15 protein-coding genes, 1 pseudogene and 1 CRISPR repeat array (1 of these 17 only partly in view) are annotated in these 21458 nt (G+C 55.0%); of the genes and pseudogenes, 8 read left to right on the top strand and 8 right to left on the bottom strand.

What is annotated here, in order from left to right; translation table 11 throughout:
- Positions 1 to 407: 407 nt before the first annotated feature.
- From argH to VN24_RS14685, 6 genes are all read left to right on the top strand, one after another.
- Positions 408 to 1922 carry an argininosuccinate lyase gene (gene argH / locus VN24_RS14705; RefSeq protein ID WP_238590696.1) on the top strand — a complete coding sequence of 505 codons (1515 nt, stop codon included), beginning with the start codon at positions 408 to 410 and terminating at the stop codon, positions 1920 to 1922.
- A gap of 69 nt (positions 1923 to 1991) precedes the next feature.
- Positions 1992 to 2933 carry an amidohydrolase family protein gene (locus VN24_RS14700; RefSeq protein WP_045671009.1) on the top strand — a complete coding sequence of 314 codons (942 nt, stop codon included), beginning with the start codon at positions 1992 to 1994 and terminating at the stop codon, positions 2931 to 2933.
- 37 nt (positions 2934 to 2970) lie between these two features.
- On the top strand, positions 2971 to 4347 hold the full coding sequence (locus VN24_RS14695; RefSeq protein ID WP_045671008.1) for a sugar ABC transporter substrate-binding protein: 1377 nt from the start codon (positions 2971 to 2973) through the stop codon (positions 4345 to 4347).
- A 90-nt stretch (positions 4348 to 4437) separates the two neighbouring features.
- Entirely contained in the window at positions 4438 to 4566 is a 129-nt protein-coding gene (locus VN24_RS28455; protein ID WP_274520371.1) for a hypothetical protein, read from the top strand.
- A gap of 80 nt (positions 4567 to 4646) precedes the next feature.
- Positions 4647 to 5369, top strand: coding sequence for a carbohydrate ABC transporter permease (locus VN24_RS14690; protein WP_238590695.1), 723 nt, complete (start codon positions 4647 to 4649; stop codon positions 5367 to 5369).
- 18 nt (positions 5370 to 5387) lie between these two features.
- On the top strand, positions 5388 to 6254 hold the full coding sequence (locus VN24_RS14685; RefSeq protein ID WP_045671007.1) for a carbohydrate ABC transporter permease: 867 nt from the start codon (positions 5388 to 5390) through the stop codon (positions 6252 to 6254).
- A gap of 74 nt (positions 6255 to 6328) precedes the next feature.
- Here the strand turns inward: VN24_RS14685 and VN24_RS14680 are convergent, their stop codons facing one another.
- The 8 genes from VN24_RS14680 to VN24_RS14645 form a co-directional block, all read right to left on the bottom strand.
- Entirely contained in the window at positions 6329 to 7516 is a 1188-nt protein-coding gene (locus tag VN24_RS14680) for an anhydro-N-acetylmuramic acid kinase (RefSeq protein WP_148505248.1), read from the bottom strand.
- Positions 7513 to 9180 carry a beta-N-acetylhexosaminidase gene (gene nagZ / locus VN24_RS14675; RefSeq protein WP_238590694.1) on the bottom strand — a complete coding sequence of 556 codons (1668 nt, stop codon included), beginning with the start codon at positions 9178 to 9180 and terminating at the stop codon, positions 7513 to 7515. The genes VN24_RS14680 and nagZ overlap by 4 nt, the downstream gene beginning before the upstream one ends.
- Before the next feature lie 110 nt (positions 9181 to 9290).
- Complete coding sequence (locus VN24_RS14670; protein WP_338012178.1) at positions 9291 to 10361, bottom strand: exo-beta-N-acetylmuramidase NamZ family protein; 1071 nt, start codon at positions 10359 to 10361, stop codon at positions 9291 to 9293.
- Positions 10358 to 11038 (bottom strand): YesL family protein, encoded by a 681-nt coding sequence (locus VN24_RS14665; RefSeq protein ID WP_045671006.1) that lies wholly within the window; start codon positions 11036 to 11038, stop codon positions 10358 to 10360. The genes VN24_RS14670 and VN24_RS14665 overlap by 4 nt, the downstream gene beginning before the upstream one ends.
- An 865-nt stretch (positions 11039 to 11903) precedes the next feature.
- Complete coding sequence (locus VN24_RS14660; protein WP_045671005.1) at positions 11904 to 13013, bottom strand: ABC transporter ATP-binding protein; 1110 nt, start codon at positions 13011 to 13013, stop codon at positions 11904 to 11906.
- A gap of 26 nt (positions 13014 to 13039) precedes the next feature.
- Positions 13040 to 13873 (bottom strand): carbohydrate ABC transporter permease, encoded by an 834-nt coding sequence (locus VN24_RS14655; RefSeq protein ID WP_045671004.1) that lies wholly within the window; start codon positions 13871 to 13873, stop codon positions 13040 to 13042.
- Between the two features lie 54 nt (positions 13874 to 13927).
- Positions 13928 to 14851 carry a carbohydrate ABC transporter permease gene (locus VN24_RS14650; protein WP_045671003.1) on the bottom strand — a complete coding sequence of 308 codons (924 nt, stop codon included), beginning with the start codon at positions 14849 to 14851 and terminating at the stop codon, positions 13928 to 13930.
- Between the two features lie 163 nt (positions 14852 to 15014).
- Positions 15015 to 16409, bottom strand: a complete 1395-nt coding sequence (locus VN24_RS14645; RefSeq protein WP_420798573.1) for an ABC transporter substrate-binding protein — start codon at positions 16407 to 16409, stop codon at positions 15015 to 15017.
- A gap of 490 nt (positions 16410 to 16899) precedes the next feature.
- Here VN24_RS14645 and murQ point away from each other — a divergent pair, with 490 nt between their 5' ends.
- Positions 16900 to 17811 (top strand): N-acetylmuramic acid 6-phosphate etherase, encoded by a 912-nt coding sequence (gene murQ, locus VN24_RS14640; RefSeq protein WP_045671001.1) that lies wholly within the window; start codon positions 16900 to 16902, stop codon positions 17809 to 17811.
- A gap of 956 nt (positions 17812 to 18767) precedes the next feature.
- Positions 18768 to 19920 (top strand): annotated as a pseudogene (locus VN24_RS14625) (IS3 family transposase).
- Positions 19921 to 20001: 81 nt separating this feature from the next.
- Positions 20002 to 21458: direct repeats of the CRISPR family, unit length 32 nt; unit sequence ATTTCAATCCACGCATCCGCGAGGGATGCGAC; it runs 421 nt beyond the window's last position.

Here is a 21458-nt window from a genome sequence, read left to right as displayed (position 1 = left end):
CCGGATCATTCAATTTTTCTATTCATCGATTAAAAAAATCAATTCGGCCGCGCCATTTCCTTGATGGCGTAAAAATAACTTCATTAAATACGCCGAAATAGCGCCTGCTTTTTCCTGTAATTGGTTCAAACGATGCCATGCATGTTCCTCTTGAAGAACAAAGAAATCCATGATATGGTAATACACATATTCCAAGTGGAATAGTATGTTTAAGGCTTATCGCCTATTCTATGGACCAACTCTACCGGACCAACCGGAGACCGTTGCCCTGCGACGGATCTCCGGTTTTTTTCGTTCCCGGGGCACCTTTTTCGAAGCACATGCTTACGAAGCGGTTTTGCTCCGCAAAAACTAAGCTTATGCTTTCGAAGTGTTTTTGCTTCGCAAAAACTTTAGGGGGTTATTTTTTGCAGCAGTCCCATCAGGAATCCGTCATCAAGGAAGGAACAAACTTCCCGGGTAAAACATACGCCGAAGTGGTGCTGGAACCCGCCTACATTCAGGCGAAAAACGAGCTTTTGTCGCCCATGATGGCCGTCAACAAAGCGCATCTGATCATGCTTGCGGAACAAGGCTTGATCCCCGGAGAGGAAGGGCTGCGGATTGCAGCGGCGATTCAAACGCTCGATCTGGACAGATTGCGCCGCAGCGCTTACACCGGACAGTTCGAAGACCTGTTTTTTGAAGTGGAGCACGAGCTGCTCGCCCTGGCCGGTGACGCGGCCGGAAATTTGCACTTGGCCCGCAGCCGCAACGACATGGGGATCGCCATCTACCGGATCGTTCTGCGGGAGAAGCTGCTGAATGCGATCCGCTCCGCGCTGCTCCTTCACCGCAGCCTGCGCGCGTTCGCCTGGCGCCACCGGGAGACGGTTATGGTCGCCCATACGCATACGCAGCAGGCGCAGCCGACGACGCTCGCCCACTATATTGCGGCGGTGAGCGATTCGCTGGAGCGGGATATCCGGCGGCTGCGGACGGCATTTGCCGGCTGCAACCGCAGCAGTCTCGGGGCGGCAGCCTTAGCGACGTCGGGCTTTGCGGTCAGCCGCGAGCGCGCGGCGGAGCTGCTTGCCTTCGACGGCTTGGTCGAGAATTCCTATGACGCGGTCAGCGGAGCCGATTACGCCGGCGAAGCGGCGGCTGCCGTCCAGCTGGCGGCGGTTAATCTGGGGAGGTTCATCCAGGATCTGCTGCTCTGGTGCACCCAGGAGTTCGCCGTTTTGCGAGTGGCGGACCCGTATGTGCAAGTCAGCTCGATCATGCCGCAAAAACGAAACCCGGTTTCCATCGAGCATATGCGTTCCCTGCTCTCGGCATGCGCCGGCGATGCCGGAACCGTGCTGTCGATGATCCACAATACGCCGTTCGGCGATATTGTCGATACGGAGGACGATATGCAGCCGTATGCCTGGAAAAGCGCGGCTTCGCTGGAGGCCGTCTACCGGCTGCTCACCCGGGTAATCGAGTCGCTGGACGTGAACGCGGATGTGCTGCTGGAGCGGGCACGCCGCAGCTTCGCTCCCGTTACCGAGCTGGCCGATACGCTCGTCCGCGCGGAACGGCTCTCTTTCCGGACCGCTCATGCCATCGTCAGCCGCGCCGTCTCGGAATTGACCGCACAGGGAGCTTCCGTCGACCGCTTGACGCTCGGCCTCGTAAACGAAGCGGCCGCCGGCATCATCGGCAGGCCGCTTCAATTAAAGGAAAGCGAGCTGCGGCTGGCGCTCGATCCGATTCACTTTGTCCGCATCCGCAGCGTACGGGGCGGTCCTGCGCCTGCTGAAATCGGACGTGCGCTTCAGGAGCAGGAGCGAAGGCTCGAAGACCTGCAGCAGTGGGCGGAGCGAAAGACCGGTTCCATCGAGCGCTCTTTATCCGGACTCGACGAGACGCTCGCCGGCTGGACTGCAAACTCGTAACACAAGCGGACAGCATATGCTCTGACCGACTTTTTTCACCGCTATAAAAACCCGAAAGGAGAATGTGCCGTGTTTAAAAACAGCGGTTTCCAAGTGTTTGATATACACGCTCATCTTCCGTACCGTTTGGCTCTCTCCAACCGGCAGATTCATGAGCTCGTCGCCCGCTACGGCAAGGAGCGGAGCGAACGAATGCGGCTGACGTGGGACTTCCCGGCCCCCGATTCAAGCGCGGCGGACAATACGCTGCCGCTCATCGACCGCTGGGCGGCCGAGCTGGACAAATACAATATCGGCGGACTTAACTTTCTCACCGCACTGGATAACGATAATTTGGCGGAGCAAATTGCCAAATATCCGGATCGATTTACCGGCTTCGCCTATCATTCCATCGAGAACGACAATGCCGCGGAAGAGCTGCGCAGAGCGGTCGACGAGCTTGGACTGAAAGGCTACAAGCTGTTCGGGCCGCTTACGCAGACCGCTTTCGACGATCCGGCCCTCGCGCCGGTCTGGACGTTTCTGGCGCAGCGCCGCCTTCCCGTCCTCATTCACTTCGGCATGCTCGGACACGCCGGCGGCATCGTTCACCACCCGAATATCAATCCGTTGTCCATTTTCAATACGGCCCGGGAATATCCCGACATCCCATTCATTATCCCGCACTTCGGCGCCGGCTACTTCCAGGAGCTGCTGCATTTGTGCTGGAGCTGCCCAAATGTCTACATCGACACTTCCGGTTCCAACCAGTGGGTGCGCTGGATGCCGTATGAGTTGAATCTGGAAATTTTGTTTCGAAAAACGTACGAATTGATCGGTCCGGAACGCATCATCTTCGGCACCGATGCGAGCGGATTCCCGCGCGGTTATCCGTACCGGTATTTGCAGGATCAGGTGCGCGTCTGCCGCGAGCTGAGATTCAGCGAGACGGACATTGAGTCCATCTTCGGCAACAACGCCCGCCGGGTGTTGAATTTTAACGCAGCGCCCGTTTCGAACGCTCTTAAATAGCCATTCCCTATTATCTAATTGACAGGAGCGAGTCCTAGTGAACTATTCATCGTCTTCCAAAATATTGCTTGCCGGCGTGCTGGCAGGCACAGCCCTCCTTGCCGGATGCGGCTCCGGTTCTGACAATAATGCCCCGGCAAGCGGCAATACCGCAGTGAAAAGCACGAATGCGGGCTCCGCAACGGACGATAAGGCTCCCGAGACGGCAGCAGCGGACAAAAAGCCGGTTACGATTGAATACTGGCAATACCAGTTTCCGGCCAAGGTTGAACTGATCGACGAGCTGATCAAGGAATTCCAAGCGCAGCATCCGAACATTACGGTTAAGCAAACCAACTTCCCTATCGACCAATATAACCAAAAGGTAGCAACGCTTGTACCGGCCGGCAAAGGCCCGGATATTATCAATCTGTACTACGGCTGGCTGCCGAAATATTATGCCGCAGGTTACCTGCAGCCGCTTCCGGAGAGCGCATTCCCGGCCTCGGAGATTGAAAGCAAGTACTTCCCCGTTGTGGAAACGGCTAAGCTTGACGGCAAATACTACGCGATTCCAACCGCCGTCCGCACGCTTGCCCTGTTCTACAACAAAGACCTGTACGCCAAGGCAAATATCGCAGCTCCTCCAACCACTTGGAATGAGCTGGTCGATACTGCAAAGAAGCTGACCAAGGTTAACAGCAAAGGCGAGTTTGAAATCGAAGGTTTTGCATGGGAACCGGGTAACCAGCTCCATCACTGGTTCCGCGACGGCTTGCTGTATCAGGCCGGCGCACAGGATCTGAGCGAAGACCGCCGTAAGGTGCTGTGGGATTCCCCGGAAGGACTGGAAGCCTTCCGGTACCTGATCGACTTTGCCGTTAAGCATAAAGTCGGCATCAACGGCTTCTACCAGGATGACGTCAACGCCTTCAAAACGGGCCATGCCGCAACCAATGTCGGCGGTTCCTTCTCCATCAGTTCGTTTAAGAGCGATGCTCCGGACCTCAACTATGGAGTGGCGCCGCTCCCGGCTTACAAAACAAAGTCGGCACCTGCCTCGTTCTGGGCAAATGCCATTCCGGCGAACGTATCGGGAGATAAGCTGGAGGCCGCAACGGAGTTCCTGAAGTTTCTGACCAGCAAAGAAGTACAGGAACGGTGGATCGACAAGGTCGGCGAGCTGCCGGCACAGAAGGAAGTTGCCCTGCAGGATAAATATTTGAACGACGATAAACTGGGTCCATTCATCAAGCAGCTGGAATACAGCCATGGCCACTTCTTTGTCGATGAAACGGCTGAGCGCCAGCTGATCGCCGATGCGGCCAATGAAGTCGTCATCAACAAAGTCCCTGTCGAGAAAGCGTTCAAGGACCTCATTGCCAAAACCCAAAAGCTCTATGACGACTATTGGGCGGCCGCAGATAAAAAATAATGTTCTCATCTGTGCAGACAGGCGGGCTGCCGGCAATAGCGGGCGCCCCGTCTTTTTTCAAATTTTCGTAAAAGGGAGGCGAAGAAACCGATGATGGAGCGCAGCGTTCCGCTGTCCGCCGAGAAAAGCCGCAGCCGGCTCGGGTTTCGGGTCACGTTCAGGACACAGCGTTATTTGTTTATATACTTGACGCTGCTCGTTCCCCTTCTTTTTTTATAAGCACCCGATTTTATCCCATTCTATATTCCTTCAATGTCAGCGTGCATGAATGGAATATGCTTGCCAAGGCGAAGCCGTATGTGGGCCTTGATAACTTCAAGACTATTTTCCAGGACGAAATCTTCCGGAAATCGCTGTTCAATACCGCGCTCTATATTGTGCTCGGCGTCCCCGGGCAGCTCGTAAGCGGACTTGTGATCGCGCTGCTGCTTCATAACGTAAACCGGCTTCGCGGCCTGTTCCGCACCGTTTATTTTATCCCCTACGTGACAAGCATTGTTGCGGTCAGCTGGGTATTTAAATGGATTCTGATGCGGAACGGCGTGCTGAACGGATGGCTGCTTGATTTGGGCTTTCAGCCGCAGCTGTTTCTGCAGTCTCCAAGGCAGGCGCTGCCCGTCATCGTGCTGTCGATGATTTGGCAAAGCATCGGCTTCCAGATGCTCGTCTTTCTGACCGGCCTGCAGCAGATTCCAAAGCTGTATTATGAGGCCGCCGAAATCGACGGCGCCGGAGCGTGGAGAAGATTTTTCCATATCACGCTGCCGCTGCTTAATCCGGTCATTGTCTTTTCCGCCGTTATCGCTACGCTTTCCTACGCCCAATCGTTTGGGCAGGTGCTCAACATGACCGGGGGCGGCCCGCTGAACTCGACGGTTTCAATTGTGCTCTATATTTACAATCTGGCATTCCTGCAGTTCAAAATGGGTCCGGCCTCAGCCGCATCCGTTGTGCTGTTCGCTTTTATTTTGACGCTGACTCTGGTGCAGCTTAAAGTGCTGAACCGAAAAATCGATTACTAGAACAGGAGGATCGCCCGCGTGAGCACACGGACAACATCTGAAGCGGCACCAAGACCGAGGACTTCCTCTTCCCGTGCTTTATCCGTCGGTATTGCCTATGTTCTGCTGACAGCCGGCATTGCCGTTACCGTTTTTCCGCTGCTCTGGATGATTGCAACGTCGCTTAAACACCCGCAGGACATTTATACGCTCAATATCATTCCAACAAGCGTGACGTTTGACAACTACACGGCCATTTTTCAGGACTCGCCGTTTGACAAATGGCTGCTGAATTCGCTGGTTATCGCAGTGGTGACTACGATTACAGTCAGCCTGTTCGATACGGCTGCCGGCTATGTGCTGGCCAAGTTCTCCTTTGTCGGAAAAAGCTTTATTTTCGTCCTTATCCTCAGCACCCTGATGGTCCCGACCGAAATGCTGATCATTCCGTGGTATCTGATTGCTAATGATTTGGGGTTGTCCGATACGTATCTGGGCGTTCTCTTTCCCGGAATCATTACCGCCTTCGGCATTTTCCTGATGCGGCAGTTCATGGAATCCGTTCCGTCGGACCTTATGGATGCGGCACGGATCGACGGCATGAACGAATGGCGCATTCTGGTGCGGATCGCGATCCCGCTCGTGACGCCCGCCATCGTGACGCTGGCGATTCTGACTTTTATTTCGAGCTGGAACCAGTTCATCTGGCCGCTCATCGTCCTGCAGACACCCGAACAGTTCACCATTCCGGTCGGCATCGGTTATTTTGCGAGCGAGAACAAGGACACATCGAACTGGCTTCTTATTATGACCGCTACCACGGTCGCGATTGTGCCGCTAATTCTGATCTTCCTTGTTTTCCAAAAGCAGATTATCCGGGGCATCGCCATGACCGGAATGAAATGAGCGCCGAAGCAGCAAAAACAGCGCCGGCATTGTCTCAAAGGACAGTGCCGGCGCTGCGTCGTTCCTTGATTTGGTTACGGCAAAGCAAGCTTGCCCATCACCGTCGGCACTGCCGCTCCCGTTGCGGACGGCAGATTGTTGCAGATGCCGTGCATAAAATCGTTGCCGAGCAGCGCGAAAATGACCGCTTCCTTCGCGTCATCGTCAATGCCGAGCGAACCCGAGGTCATCGTCCGCTGCTCCGGCAGCCGCTGAGCGATCATGCGCAGCAGCGCCTTGTTGCGGGCGCCGCCGCCGGAGACGATCACTTCGTCGATCCGGCAGCGAGGGAATACGAACCGCCGGTATCCTTCGGCGATCGACTCCGCCGTGAAAGCGGTCGCCGTCGCCACGATGTCGGCGTCCGCAAGTCCGCGCTGCCGCGCCCTGCCGACGAATTCGGCCGTATACGATTTGCCGAACACTTCGCGTCCGGTCGACTTCGGCGGAGCCAGCGTAAAGTACGGATGCGCCATCAGCTCGGCGACGAGCGCCTCGTCCGGCGTACCCGCCGCCGCCCATTTGCCGCCGTCGTCGTACGCGAAACGGCCTTCCGACAGCAAATATACGGTCTGGTCGATGACCATATTGCCCGGCCCCGTATCGAAAGCGAACACGTCGCCCGGCTGCGCATTCGGGATAAGCGCCGTGCAGTTGCCGATGCCCCCGATGTTTTGCAGCAGCCTTCCTTTAAGCGGATCGCGGAACAAAATCAGGTCGCCGTACGGCACAAGCGGCGCCCCTTGACCGCCGACGGCCATGTCGGCCGGGCGGAAATCGCCGACGACCGGCTTGCCCGTCCGTTTCGCCAGCACGGATATGTCGCCGATTTGCAGCGTGGAACGGACAAGATAGGGATCCGCCGCGTCCGCTTCGGGAATGTGCCACACCGTTTGCCCGTGCGAGCTGACGAGGTCGATGTCGTCCATCGTGAGGCCCGACCGCTCCACCGCAGCCAGCGCCGCTTCCGCAAAACGCTCCGCCATGTAGACGTTCATGCCGCACACAAGCGCAACGCTCGACTGTTCGATCGTGCACAGTTCTTTCAGTCGCTCCCGCAGATCGGAAGCAAGCGGCACGCTGTCATAATGCAGCAGCTGCACGCGCGATGCAAGCCCGCTGCCTTCGATGCGGACGATGGCCACGTCAATGCCGTCGAGCGAGGTGCCGGACATGATGCCGGCCACGGTTACCGCCTTGCGTTCCCGGAATAAGTACATCATGGGCGCTGCACGCCCCAGCCGGCGGGATAACGCTCGCCGAGCGATACCGGCAGCCGTCCCCGGAACGGAATAAGTCCAAGCAGCGCTTTCGCCGCGCTTTGCAGCGCCAGCGGGCGGCTTTCGTAAACCGCCACGAATGCGGCATCGTCCGGCAGCGCAAGCAGATCGTACGGATTGCGCAGCCCAACCGCCGCCAGCGGCTTGCCCAGCTGCTGCAGCTTGCGCGCCAGCTCGACTTGCGCCGGGTGGAAATGGGCGTTATAGGTGCCGAAGACGATTTGCTTCACATCGGCGGCTTCAGCCGCCGCCACCAATGCGGCCGTTTCGGCTTCAACAGATTTAAGGGAAACGACACGGTCGATGACGTCCAGACCGCCGGCCGCAAGCGCGGCGCCGAGACTTTGCCCGCCCCCGAACGTTTCGTCCACCTGGGTCATGACGGCGGCGGCAACCGTAATGGCCAGCGTTCGCTCGCGTTTCAGCGGCAGCGTGCCCGCCTCGTCCCGCACCAGCGTGACGCTGTCCTCGCTCACCTTGCGCGCCGCTTCGAGATGCGCCGGTCTGGCGAGCACGGCTTCCAGCGGCTCCTGCGGCAGCAATCCGCCGCCTGCCAGCACGCCGCGCTTCGCCTTCAAAGCGAGCAGCCGCTTCACGGACTGCTCAATGCGCGCCTCGCTCAGCCGCCCATCCCGCACCGCCCGCTCGATCGCATCGAGCGCGCCGGCCTGCAAATCCGCGCGATGGCTGATCAGCACGACGTCCGCGCCCGCTTCCACCGCCATGACGGCGGCTTCCACCGTCCCGTAATGCGACGCGATCGCGTTCATCTCCATGCAGTCGGTCGTAATGACGCCTTCGAAGCCCAGCTCCTCACGCAGCAGGCCTTTCAGCACGGTGCGGGACAGCGTCGCCGGCAGCCCTTCCGGCTCGAGTGCCGGGAAGCGGATATGCGCCGACATGATCGCATCCACGCCTTCGGCTATCGCCCGTTTGAACGGCACGAGCTCGATCCGTTCCATCCGCTCCCTGTCATGGAGAACCGTCGGCAAATCGAGATGCGAATCGACCGAAGTATCCCCATGTCCCGGAAAATGCTTCGCGGTCGCCGCAACGCCTGCATTCTGCAGCCCGCGGATCGCACGCGCGCCGTATTCGGCCGCCAGCTCCGGCGATTCTCCGTACGAGCGCACTCCGATCACGGGGTTGAGCGGGTTGTTGTTCACATCGAGCACCGGGGCATAATTCAAATTGACGCCGAGCGCTTTCAGCTCCTGTCCGCTAATAAACGCCAGCAATTCCGCCGCGTCACGCGATCCCGCGGCTGCGATCGCCATATTGCCGGGCGTCAGCGCCACGCCCTCCGTAATCCGCGCGACCATGCCGCCTTCCTGGTCGATTGAAACCCAGAGCGGAATGCTGTCCGCTTCGGCGGCTGCCCGCTGCAGCTCAGCGCTCAGCTTCGCCACCTGCGCCGCCGATTCCACGTTGCGTGCGAAATAAATGACGCCGCCGATCTGATGCTCCTTAATAAACCGTTCCAGCTCGCCGCTCATTTCCGTGCCGTGGAAGCCGCACAGCAGCATTTGCCCGATTTTTTGCCGCAGGCTCATCCGCCCGATCCGCTCTTCCAATTGCATGCCGTCTGTTTTCAAGCCGTCCGTCATGATGTTTCGTCCTCCTTAATAGAGCAAATACGGCGCCCGGAGACGCTTCCACTGCTCCGCCTCCTCGTGCCAACACTCGTCAATGCTTTGCATCCCGCTTTCGCTTGCAATCAATTTCCGCACCGTATCCCCCCGGTGAGCAGATCGATGAAATATCTCGATCCTTCCTTCGGAGGTGCCAGCCACTCGAACCGGTCCGGATAAAGTCGCTGAACTTCATACAGCAGCGCAAGTCCTGTACGCACCGATTCATAGGCCGCCGTATCGCTCACAAACAGCCTCGCTCCGCCACACAAAACTCCCTGATGCTTGGAGAAGGTAGGCGTCGCATACACCGGATGAAAATGTACGCCCGCCAGGCCCAGCCCGTTCATCCGCTCCGCCAGCTGCCGGCCGTCGATCCACGGCGCACCGATCCATTCGAACGGCCGCGTCGTGCCGCGTCCTTCCGAGAGATTCGTTCCTTCGAAAAAACACGTGCCCGCATACACCCGGACCGTATCGAGCGCGGGCATGTTGGGCGACGGCATCATCCATGGAAGTCCGGTATCGGTAAATTCCATCGCACGCGTCCAGCCTTCCAGCGGAATGACATCCAGCTCGCACTTCAATCCGCGCAGATCGTTTGCCATCCGCGCCAGCTCGCCGATCGTCATGCCGGTTCGGATCGGCATCGTCCATGCGCCGACCATCGATTCATAGCCTTTGCGCAGCAGGCCGCCTTCGACGGCGGTGCCGCCGAGCGGATTAGGCCGGTCGAGCACAAGCAGGCTTTTGCCGTGCAGCGCGCACATTTCCATCACGTACATTAACGTCGACAAATACGTAAAGAAACGGACGCCTAAATCCTGAATGTCAAAAATGACGGTGTCGACCGTCTGCAGCATCTCCGCCGTCGGCTTCTTGTGCTCGCCATACAGGCTGAACACCGGAATGCCGAGGCGCTCATCCGTCTCGTCGCCGAACTTCTCGCCCGCCTGGCGCTGCCCGTACAGGCCGTGCTCGCAGGCGAACAGCGCCGTCAGCTCCGCATCCGCAAGCTGCGAGCATACATCGACCGACGTGCGAAAATCCGCCGTAATTCCGGTCGGATTGGTGACGAGCCCGATCCGCCGCCCTTTAAGATAAGGATGGCCACATGCCGCAAGCCGATCGATCCCGGCGCGCACCGCCGCGCTCATGCCCTAACCTGCCCTTCGACAACTTCGTCCTCGGCCGGCTCGTCCGTACGCAGCACGTTATGAGCGGCTTTATGCTGATAGATGGCCATCAAGCCGTTGAACAGCAGAAAGAAGCCGACAACGGTAAGCAGCAGCAAGAAAGCGACGCATACCATTTGCAGGAAAGCGCCGATCGTGTAGCCCGGATAACGGAAAAATAATTTCACGCTTTCGCCCATCGCTTTGAAAATACCCATCTCTTCCTGCAAAACGAGCTGAAACGTATAAAACTGGGATGCGAGCGCCATTGCGACAAAATAAGTCTGGAACACCGCCAGCGCCAAATAGATCATGCCGTCTTTGCCGCCGTAATACCACCACGTCGACCACACGATAACGGCCAGCAGCGACATTAAGAAGCCGAATACGACGGCGGGAACGAAGCCTTTCACCGCACCGCTGAATATATCGCGGACCCGCGACCTTTTACCCGACATTTTCCGGTGAAACGCGTAGTAGACGCCGTAAACGAGCGGCATATAAAGCAGCGGAAACAAGGCCAGCACGAACGGGAGCGGCACCATCATGACGAGAAAAGCGAGCACAACGGAACTGATCATGCTGTAGAGAGCGACCGAAACGATTTCCCGGTATGCCTCAACGCCGGATCTCACTAACACGACATTCAGCTTTTTCATCCATTACCCTCCTTCACGATTTCTTGCCCTCATTGCGGGCCATTCAGTGGGCAGGCGCACCACCCGCATTTGAAGCCTTTCGAGCAGCAAGCGCACACCTGTTTTTTCAAGCCTTTCATTCAAACAGGCTCATCACCTGCTATTCAATTCCTTTTCAGTCAGCAAGCGCGCCACCCCGCGCAGCCCGCTTTTTCTTATTTGCTTTTGCGATCTTTTGGACACTATCCCGCTCGCTCATTTCAGGCGGCAAGCGCGCGCCACCCGCGCAGCCCGCTTTTTCTTATTTGCTTTTTGTTCCGGTACTCCCACGTAACAACACTTGCTTTTGCGATCTTTTGGACACTATCCCGCTCGCTCAGGAAAACGTTTGGGTTTAGGTTCCTCCTTTGAAACTCCCTTTGAAAAGGGTTCCATAGGTTGTGTACGGTGACTTCCTGAGTAAGAGGGATAGTGTCGCCAAGCTCTTTCAGGCGGCAAGCGCGTCATCCGCTGAAGCCTTTCGAGCGACAAGCAAAACGCCTGTATTCAATCTCTTTCAAGCGACAAGCGGAGCCTGTTTTCCAGCTCTTTCAAGCGGCAAGCGCGACATCCGCGCGGCCGCATCCGACTGCCCCTCCCTTGTGAAAAAGGAGAGCGGAGCGGCTTGTTCGGAGTCGGAGAAACGGAGTGGTCGCCTAAAGGCTTTCTGAAAGAAAGCCACTTCGGAAGCATGCGCTTAGATGGATCGTACCCTGTCAAGGGGTACTTCAATCAAAACGATCCATCTACAACAGCGATCGGAGACCCGAATAAGCCGAGCAGCGTTCCCCTTTTTCAACCCTCCTCCGATCGGAGACCCGAATAAGCCGAGCTGCGTCCCCCTTTTTCACACAACTTCAATTCGCTGCTCCGTTTGCGGGTCGAAGAAATGTACTTTGTCGAACTGCAAATACATCGTTTTGCGCAGGCCGGAGTAGGCTTTCGTCTCCGGATGCACCTTCGCAGTCACCATGCGGCTGCCGACGTGGAAATAAAGCAGATTTTCCGATCCGAGATGCTCGACGACCTGGATGTCCGCCTGCATTTGATGCTCGCCGGAAATGCCCGGCGCGTAATCGTCCCCGAACAGATGCTCGGGACGGATGCCGAGCACGACGGATTTGCCTTCATATCCGCTCAGCCATTTGGCCATCTTGTCGCTGAGCGTAAATTCGGCGCCTGCGACGTGCACCTTGTTGCCCGCAACGGTCGCGTCCATGAAATTCATCGCCGGGGATCCGATAAAGCCGGCAACGAACATATTTTGCGGATTGGCGTACAGCTCGGTCGGGCTGGCGATTTGCTGGATGACCCCTTTGTTCATGACCACAATACGCTGGCCAAGCGTCATCGCTTCCACCTGGTCATGCGTAACGTATACAATCGTTGCGCCAAGCCGCTTATGAAGCTCGCCGAGCTCGACGCGCATCTGCACGCGCAGCTTCGCATCCAGGTTCGACAGCGGTTCGTCGAACAGGAACACCTGCGGGTCGCGCACGATGGCGCGCCCTACCGCCACCCGCTGCCGCTGGCCGCCGGATAGCTCGCGCGGCTTGCGCTCGAGCATCTCTTCCAGGCCGAGAATCGCCGCGGCTTCGTTCACTTTTTGCTCAATATAAGCTTTCGGTTTCTTCAAGTTTTTCAGCCCGAACGACAAGTTTTCGCGGATCGTCATATGCGGGTAGAGCGCATAATCCTGAAATACCATCGCAATGTCGCGGTCTTTCGGGTGCAGGTCGTTTACGATCCGGTCGCCGATCAGGATATCGCCGCTCGAATGCCGCTCAAGCCCGGCGATCATCCGCAGCGAAGTCGTTTTGCCGCAGCCCGACGGGCCGACGAAAACGACGAATTCTTTATCGTTAATGACAAAATCGGAGCCCGCGACTGCGGTGAACGTACCTTTTTTCTCGTCGGTAAATTGCTTGCGCACATTGCGGAATTCAACGCGTGCCATGCTTGTATCCCCCTTACATTCGCTTGTTAACCTTTAACTGCTCCAACGGTAATGCCCTGCAGGAAATACCGCTGCAGCGAGAAGAACAAAATCATCATCGGCAGCGCGCCGATCGTCGCACCCGCCATCAGTCCGCCGAAATCGGTCGCCTCCGCGAACACGAACGAAGCGAGACCGACTTGGATCGTGCGCATTTCCGACGAGTTCGTCACGAGGAGCGGCCAGAAAAATTCATTCCAGGTCGCGACGAAGGAGAAGATCGCCAGTACGGCGAGCCCCGGCTTCGCCATCGGAAGAATGACCTTCCAGAAAATCCCGAATTCCCCGCAGGCGTCAATGCGCGCCGCATGAATGAGCGAGGAAGGCAAGGACGACATGTACTGCTTCATCAGAAAAATGTTCCCGACGCTGACAAGCGCGGGCAAAATGATCGCCGTATACGTATCGCCGAGATTGAACACGTTGATGACGAGAATATACAGCGGAATTTGCGTCACTTGCGTCGGAATCATCATCGTGCCGAGCAGCACCCAGAACACGCTTTTGTTGCCCGGAAACTTCAGCTTGGCGAATGCATATCCAGCCAGCGATGCGAAAAACACATTCGTCACCGTCAAAATCGACGACACGAGAAGGGAGTTAAACAGCCAGCGCCACGCATCCGTTTTTTCGAAAAAACGGTCGTAAGGAGCTTTCGATATTTGCAGCGGAATCATTTTCGGCTTAAAGGTCGCCGACAAGGACGAATCCTGTACGGAGCCGACAAGCATCCAATATAAAGGGATCACCGTAATAATCGCCCATACCGCCAACACGACGGAGGCAATGACGATCATGACGATTTTCGATCTAGATTTCATCTTTCGCGCACCTCCAGGCTTTGCTGCCCCAACCGTCTCCATAACAAACCATGCTTAATACTCGACATCGCTGGAAAAAAACTTGAACTGGACGATCGAGATGATGATGATGATTGCCGCCAGCACGAACGATTGGGCCGAAGCAAGGCCGAAATCATAAAATTTAAATGCCGTATCGTAAATGAGATAGGCGATTGTTGTCGTCGCAAAGTTAGGTCCGCCTTGAGTCATCAAATAGACGGAAATAAACACCTGGAAGGACGTAATCACACCCGTTACGAGCAAATAAAGCGTCGTCGGTTTCAGCAGCGGCCACGTAATGCGATAAAATTTCGACCAGCCGCTGGCGTGATCGATATCCGCCGCTTCGTACAGCGATTTCGGGATGCCGCCCATGGCGGCCAAATACAATATAATGCCCGCACCATGCGAACCGAACCAGTTCATCAGCATGAGCGAAAAGAGAGCGGTGCCGGATTTTCCGAGCCAGATGACCGGATCGATGCCAAACAGCCCGAGCAGCCGGTTGAGCAGCCCCGCATCCGTCGGATCAAAGATGGCCAGCCACACGACGGACAGCGTCACGCCCGAGGCGACCGTAGGCAAATACAAGCTCGCTTTGAAAAACGTCTGCCACGAATTTTTCATTTGATAAATGAAGAACGACAGCACAAACGTAATGACAATGTTGAGCGGAACGGTGCCGATTGTAAAAATAACGGTATTGCGAATCGATTTCCAAAATACGTCATTCTGCGCCAAAGCCTTGTAATTATCGAAGCCGATCCACGTTGAATGCATAATGTTGTAACGCTGAAAGCTCATCACGAATGCAGAAATGACCGGGTAAAGCGTAAAAACAAGGAACATGAGCACCGGTACCAATATAAACAGGTAGGCCCAGCCGTACTCCCGCACAAATCGCCCGAAGGGAGAAGAGCGTCGTTTCGGTGTCGGTGCCGCTGCTGCAGTCTGCATCTTCCGTTTCCTCCTTGAAATAACCTCTGACGAGGTCCTATTAAAGATGAGCGACCGCGTTTAGAGGCAGGTTATTGACCGATTGGAACAGCGAAACTTTGTCATAAAAAAGGAAGCGTCCAGCGACTTTGAGCCGGGACGCTTCCCGCAAATCGGATGAATGTTACTTGCCTACAATAAGTTTTCCTTTGCTTACGAAATCTTGAAGAATCGCGTCAGGCGTTTTTTCGCCCGCAAACAGTGCCTGCATATTTGGTTTCACCACTTGCTCTTTAAACTGTTTCATTTTCGCTGAAGTGTCGTTATCCAGCTTCAGTGTAATCGGCATCTGCATCGTTGTTGCCATCACTTTCGAAGCTTCGATGTTAGCCGGCTGGCCAAGCTCCTTGCCGGCAAACTCCTTCGCCTGCGAATCGCGCACAAACGGCAGAACCAGCTGGTTGGAGGCCATGCCCGCTTTCGCTCCGCTCAGCGCCTCCATCACAAGGAACGCGTTTTTCGCATGCTCTTCGCCTTGATCTTTCTTTTGCTTGAACATCAGGTAACCTTCGGCGCCCATCATCGCTTTCGCCGGCGCGTTGTCGTTATGCGGCACCGGAAGCAGCACGAAATCGATTTTCTCGCCTTGCACTTTTCCCGCGTCGATATCTTTGTTGCGGTTTTGAATCATGACGTCATAATAAGGGATCGCTTTGGAAATCAGCGCCGTTTGGCCGGCATAAAACATCTCCGTACGTTTCTTCGGCGCCAAAGCAGCCGTTTCCTTCGGCATGTAGCCGCTCTTCATCAAATCTTGAATGAACGTCATCGTATCGAGAATGCGGTTGTCATTCCATTGGAGCTTGCCGTTCTCATCCAGCGCATCCGGCATGCCGTTGTTGCGCGTCAGCAATTCGATAAAATCGAGCGACGTGCCGTCCGTCGTGAGCGCATACTGCGTGGAGCCGTCGGGAAGCTTCTTGGTCAGCTTGGCAGCCGCCGCTTTGAACTCGGACCACGTCCAGCCTTCTTTTTGGATTTTTTGCCAATCGATGCCTGCTTCTTCAAGCAGCCGCTTGTTGCCGCCCCAGCCCCATTGGAACTGGTACAGCGGCAGGCCGTATTGAACGCCCTGAACTTGCGCGAGTTCCAGTGTACCTGGATAATAGTCGTTTTTGATTTCAGGCGTCAAGTATGAATCGATCGGAAGCTCAAGTCCCGAGCTTGCATACGCGCCGTCAACCGCGTGGAAGTACAGATCGGGCGGATTGCCGGCGTTCAATGCGACGTCGAATTTTTGCGGGCCTTCCGCCCAGGAGAGCATTTCCGTTTTAACGGTAAGATTCGGGTGTTCCTTCATAAAATCATCAACGAGCACTTTCAAATCCGCTTCATACGTTTCATATACCGGATAAGTCCAAACCGTAATCGTATCTTTAGCCGCTTCTGCGCTGCCGGTGTTTGTTGATTCGGAGGTCGATCCAGAACCGCTCTCCCCGCCGTTGCCGGCATTGCTGCCGCAAGCGGTCACGATCACAAGCACGAGTGCCGTAAGTAATGCGATCAAGCTTTTTCTCAATTCATTCATCCCCTTAATTAGTGTTGAATGCATCCTGAGCGTAATTATCGACTGCTAAACTGATCTTGTCCAGCGATTCCTTTCCGCAGGCGGCCGCCCTCTTGTCCGGCGCCGTCGCTCGATCGCCGCCCCCCCTTCGCGTTCGCCTAACACTTCCCATCGTTGGCTGCCCCCCGTAAAATCAACTTCATGTCAAGTTTCATAACAACACCAGTAAAACGGGGTCATGTTTGCTCCCATATCGTGGTGGATGAGTTTATTATAGGGGTAATGAAATATTGTTTCAAGTTTTTTTTATTTTGAAATTTTTTATTTTACAAACGATTGAAAATCTCCTATACTGTAAGCGATTGAGACTGAAATTGCGGTGCTATTGTAAGGATGTCATGGAGTAGATCACCGCATTCCGGAGGATAAGCGAAGCTTAAGCTTCTGCCGCATCAGCGCAACTTGAACGCGTCATTTCTAGAAGCAAAGGGGAATCTGCCTTATGAATATGTTAAGTCTTTTGACAACGGAGCAGCCGAATGCCAACACCTACAATATCGACCAGATGAACGCCGAACAAATTATGTACCTTATTAATGAAGAGGACCGGCATATCGCCGAGCATGTCCGCGCCGTCATTCCGAAAGTCGCCGCAGCGGCGGAGCTTGTCGTCGAAGCGTTTCGCAAAGGCGGGCGGCTGTTTTATATTGGAGCGGGTACGAGCGGACGGCTCGGCATACTGGACGCTTCTGAATGTCCCCCGACCTTTGGAACCGATCCGTCCATGGTGCAAGGGCTTATCGCCGGAGGCTTCAGAGCGATGAAAGAACCGATTGAGGGCGCCGAGGACAGCCCGGAAATGGGCGCGAAGGAAGTTGAAGAGCACGGCATCGGCGCGAACGATGTGCTGGTCGGCATTGCCGCCAGCGGAAGAACCCCTTATGTGCTGGGCGCGATGAAGCGCGCCGGCGAGCTTGGGGCGGTTGTCATCGGCCTTTGCAACAATACGGATACGCCGATGAAGCAGTACGCGCAGCTCGTGATCGATCCCGTCGTCGGACCGGAAGTGGTGCTCGGATCGACTCGGATGAAAGCGGGAACGTCGCAAAAGCTCATTTTGAATATGCTGACGACGACTTCCATGATTTTGATGGGCAAGGTGTATCAAAACCTGATGGTCGACTTGAATCCGTCCAACGAAAAGCTCGTCTACCGCGCCAAACGCATCATTCATATGGCGACCGGCGCCGACGACGTACAGGTGGAGCAAGCTTTCGCCGCCGCCGATGGTCACGTCAAGACGGCGATCGTCATGCTGCTGACCGGCACCGGCGCCGACGAAGCGAAGGCGCTTCTGAGCCGCTCGGGCGGCTTCGTCCGCAGCGCCGTCGAGCTTACCGGCTCGGGGACTTAAGCTTTAGCTGCCAGCATAGACACCTATTATAGCTGTCCTTGGCCGCCTCCAAAGGCAGCTTCTTTACGGCCGCAATTCGAGATTTTCCTTGATTGATTTGAAAACCTTCGCTTCTTTTAAACTGTTTCGCCTAAACAGACCCGTCAGGAATCGTTTCTGACGGGTTTGTTTTATGTCCGATCCGGTCTGGTTAATGTTTCAATCGACGCTCCACACGGGAAGCGACTCGTTCGTATTGTTCTGCTCGGCGTTATGGACATTGTTTTAATCCACGATCCCGTAAGGGGATCAACCGTCATTGCAATCTGTTTCCAGCGTCGTAGCCAGGTTTCAACATGAGCATTCTTAAGGGATGCGACGTTTTGATCCGCGCATACGTTTTCTCTTGGCGATTTCAATCCACGCATCCGTGAAGGGAGCGATCGCCGGCGATAATGAGGCAGCAGCCGATGATGACATTTCAATCCACACATCCACGAGGGATGCGACATTCTCCTACGGTCAATACAATATCATTGACACGTTTCAATCCACGCATCCGCGAGGGATGCGACCCAAGTCAACCGCGCATAAGAGTCAGTTACACCCATTTCAATCCACGCATCCGCGAGGGATGCGACCTTATATGTGCTGCTGATGGATCGGAAGGCAAATTTCAATCCACGCATCCACGAGGGATGCGACGTCGTTGACCTGGACAATTATTATTATGCTCACGCATTTCAATCCACGCATCCGCGAGGGATGCGACTCGCAGTACCGTTATTTAAACCGGAAGGCGTCGACATTTCAATCCACGCATCCGCGAGGGATGCGACTACTTTCGGGGATACGAGCAAGATTTTGGCGTGATATTTCAATCCACGCATCCGCGAGGGATGTGATGCTAGACTGAAATCTGGACACGGAGAACCGAGAGTGCGACAATAAATGCATTCATAATCGAGGTGTCCGACATGACGAAAAAGTATGACAAGGAATTCAAGATCCAAACCGTACGACTTATTCAAGAAGAAGGAAAAACGGTGGCGCAGGTAGCCCGAGAATTAGGTCTCCATGAGAATACGGTGTATCGTTGGCTGGCCGAATTCAAGCAGGATGGGGCGAATGCCTTTCCTGGCAGCGGGCAATTAAAACCTGACGACAATGCCCTTCGTGATTTACAGAAAGAACTCCGAGAGCTTCGGGAGGAAAATGAAATTTTAAAAAAGGCGATGCACTACTTCGCAAAAGACCGGCGCTGATCTACTCTTTCATCCACGATCATCGCGCTTCAAGCTCCGTGTCGCGAAGATGTGCGCCGTGTTTCAAGTGTCTCGAAGCGGTTATTATGAATGGACTCGGCGTCAAAAAAGCAACCGTGCCAAACGCCAAGAACGGTTGGATCAACAGATCAGGCGGATCTTTCTGGACTCCAGACGCTTGTACGGCAGTCCAAAGGTATGGGAAGCCTTAAAAAAGAAAGGGATTCAGGTGTCCGAGAAAACCGTCGCCCGTACGATGAACAGGCTCAACCTGCAATCACGTACGGTGAAGAAATACAAGGCGACAACGAATTCAAAACACAACTTGCCGGTTGCGGAAAACGTGCTGAATCAAACCTTCACCGCTAGCGCACCGAATAAGGTCTGGATGACGGATATCACTTACATCCCGACTGACGAGGGCTGGCTGTACTTGGCCAGTGTCATGGATTTATACACCCGTAAGATCGTCGGGTTCCATATGGACGAGCGAATGACGAAAGAACTTGTCATCACGGCACTTGATCAAGCTTACATCCGCCAGCGACCCGTTTCAGGACTGCTGCATCACTCCGATCGTGGAAGTCAGTATGCTTCGACGGATTACCAGAATCGTCTTCGGAAGTACAAATTGATTGGCAGTATGAGCCGCAAAGGGAACTGCTACGATAACGCCTGCGTCGAATCATTCCACAGCGTGCTAAAAAAGGAACTCATTTACCTGGAGAAGTTCAAAACGAGACAGGAAGCAAAAGAAAAGATCTTCGAGTATATCGCTTGCTTTTATAATGGAAAACGCATCCACTCATCTATTGGGTACTTTACGCCCAATCAATACGAACGTATGTGCCGAAACGCGGCGTAATTCTCTCGCTTTCCCGTGTCCAGTTTATTGACAGAGGTCCAATGCGACACCCCGCGCTTCGATTCAAATGCTCTATTCTCTAATTTCAATCCACGCATCCGCGAGGGATGCGACGTCGTGGCCGTCTTGTACACGTCCGCAAGGCGCGTATTTCAATCCACGCATCCGCGAGGGATGCGACATCTTGTCGTTGTTAATGTCCATGTCTGCTAGTGGATTTCAATCCACGCATCCGCGAGGGATGCGACATCCTTTATTTTTCCGAGAACCTCTGTTCTAACTATTTCAATCCACGCATCCGCGAGGGATGCGACGGACACGGCTTTCTTCGTCTTCTGAATAAATTTTAGATTTCAATCCACGCATCCGCGAGGGATGCGACTGATTTGTCCCATGTTATTCACCTCCTCCTAAAAATTTCAATCCACGCATCCGCGAGGGATGCGACCTGAGACGTTTCCCGGGGTTCCTCCGGGCCTCCTATTTCAATCCACGCATCCGCGAGGGATGCGACACCAACACGTTCGTTTTAAACGCGATATACGGCTATTTCAATCCACGCATCCGCGAGGGATGCGACGCAATATGGAATCGATAACCTGTACGAGTACGAATTTCAATCCACGCATCCGCGAGGGATGCGACGTATAATGTTGCCAAATTACTATGATTTGGGGATATTTCAATCCACGCATCCGCGAGGGATGCGACGTCTCGCTGATCCAGGCGTTCCAGTAACTGAACCTATTTCAATCCACGCATCCGCGAGGGATGCGACATGACGAAGGTTTTAAATTACGTACGTAAAATATTTCAATCCACGCATCCGCGAGGGATGCGACTGATACAATTGTATTAAAGGAGGCGGTTCAGATATTTCAATCCACGCATCCGCGAGGGATGCGACGGGAACTGCGTCAGAACTTCATTGACGATTTGGCATTTCAATCCACGCATCCGCGAGGGATGCGACCGGTAAGGAATACGCGTTGGAGAAACGCAATCCATTTCAATCCACGCATCCGCGAGGGATGCGACAATATCATCCGCAGCATCGCGGAGCAGGTGAACACATTTCAATCCACGCATCCGCGAGGGATGCGACGCCCGCAATCTTGGCGGACTCCTAAAAAAAAGTAATTTCAATCCACGCATCCGCGAGGGATGCGACAGCCGTCACGACATTTGATTGATTCGATTCATACATTTCAATCCACGCATCCGCGAGGGATGCGACTGTCACGTCATAATATTTAGTTGTGACCGGAGAAATTTCAATCCACGCATCCGCGAGGGATGCGACGGGACGGGTTAAGAATGCGCTAATCCTGATGGATATTTCAATCCACGCATCCGCGAGGGATGCGACGCTGCGTCGTTGTGGCTCCTTTTGCGTTAGGGACATTTCAATCCACGCATCCGCGAGGGATGCGACAATCGGATGGTCCGGTTGTATGCCGGTCAAAAAGATTTCAATCCACGCATCCGCGAGGGATGCGACTCGTTTCTTGTCCCTGCAATTGCTGCAGACGGGAATT

Source organism: Paenibacillus beijingensis (assembly GCF_000961095.1).
Classification (GTDB): domain Bacteria; phylum Bacillota; class Bacilli; order Paenibacillales; family Paenibacillaceae; genus Paenibacillus_O; species Paenibacillus_O beijingensis.
This window is presented reverse-complemented; position numbering and strand designations above follow the sequence as displayed.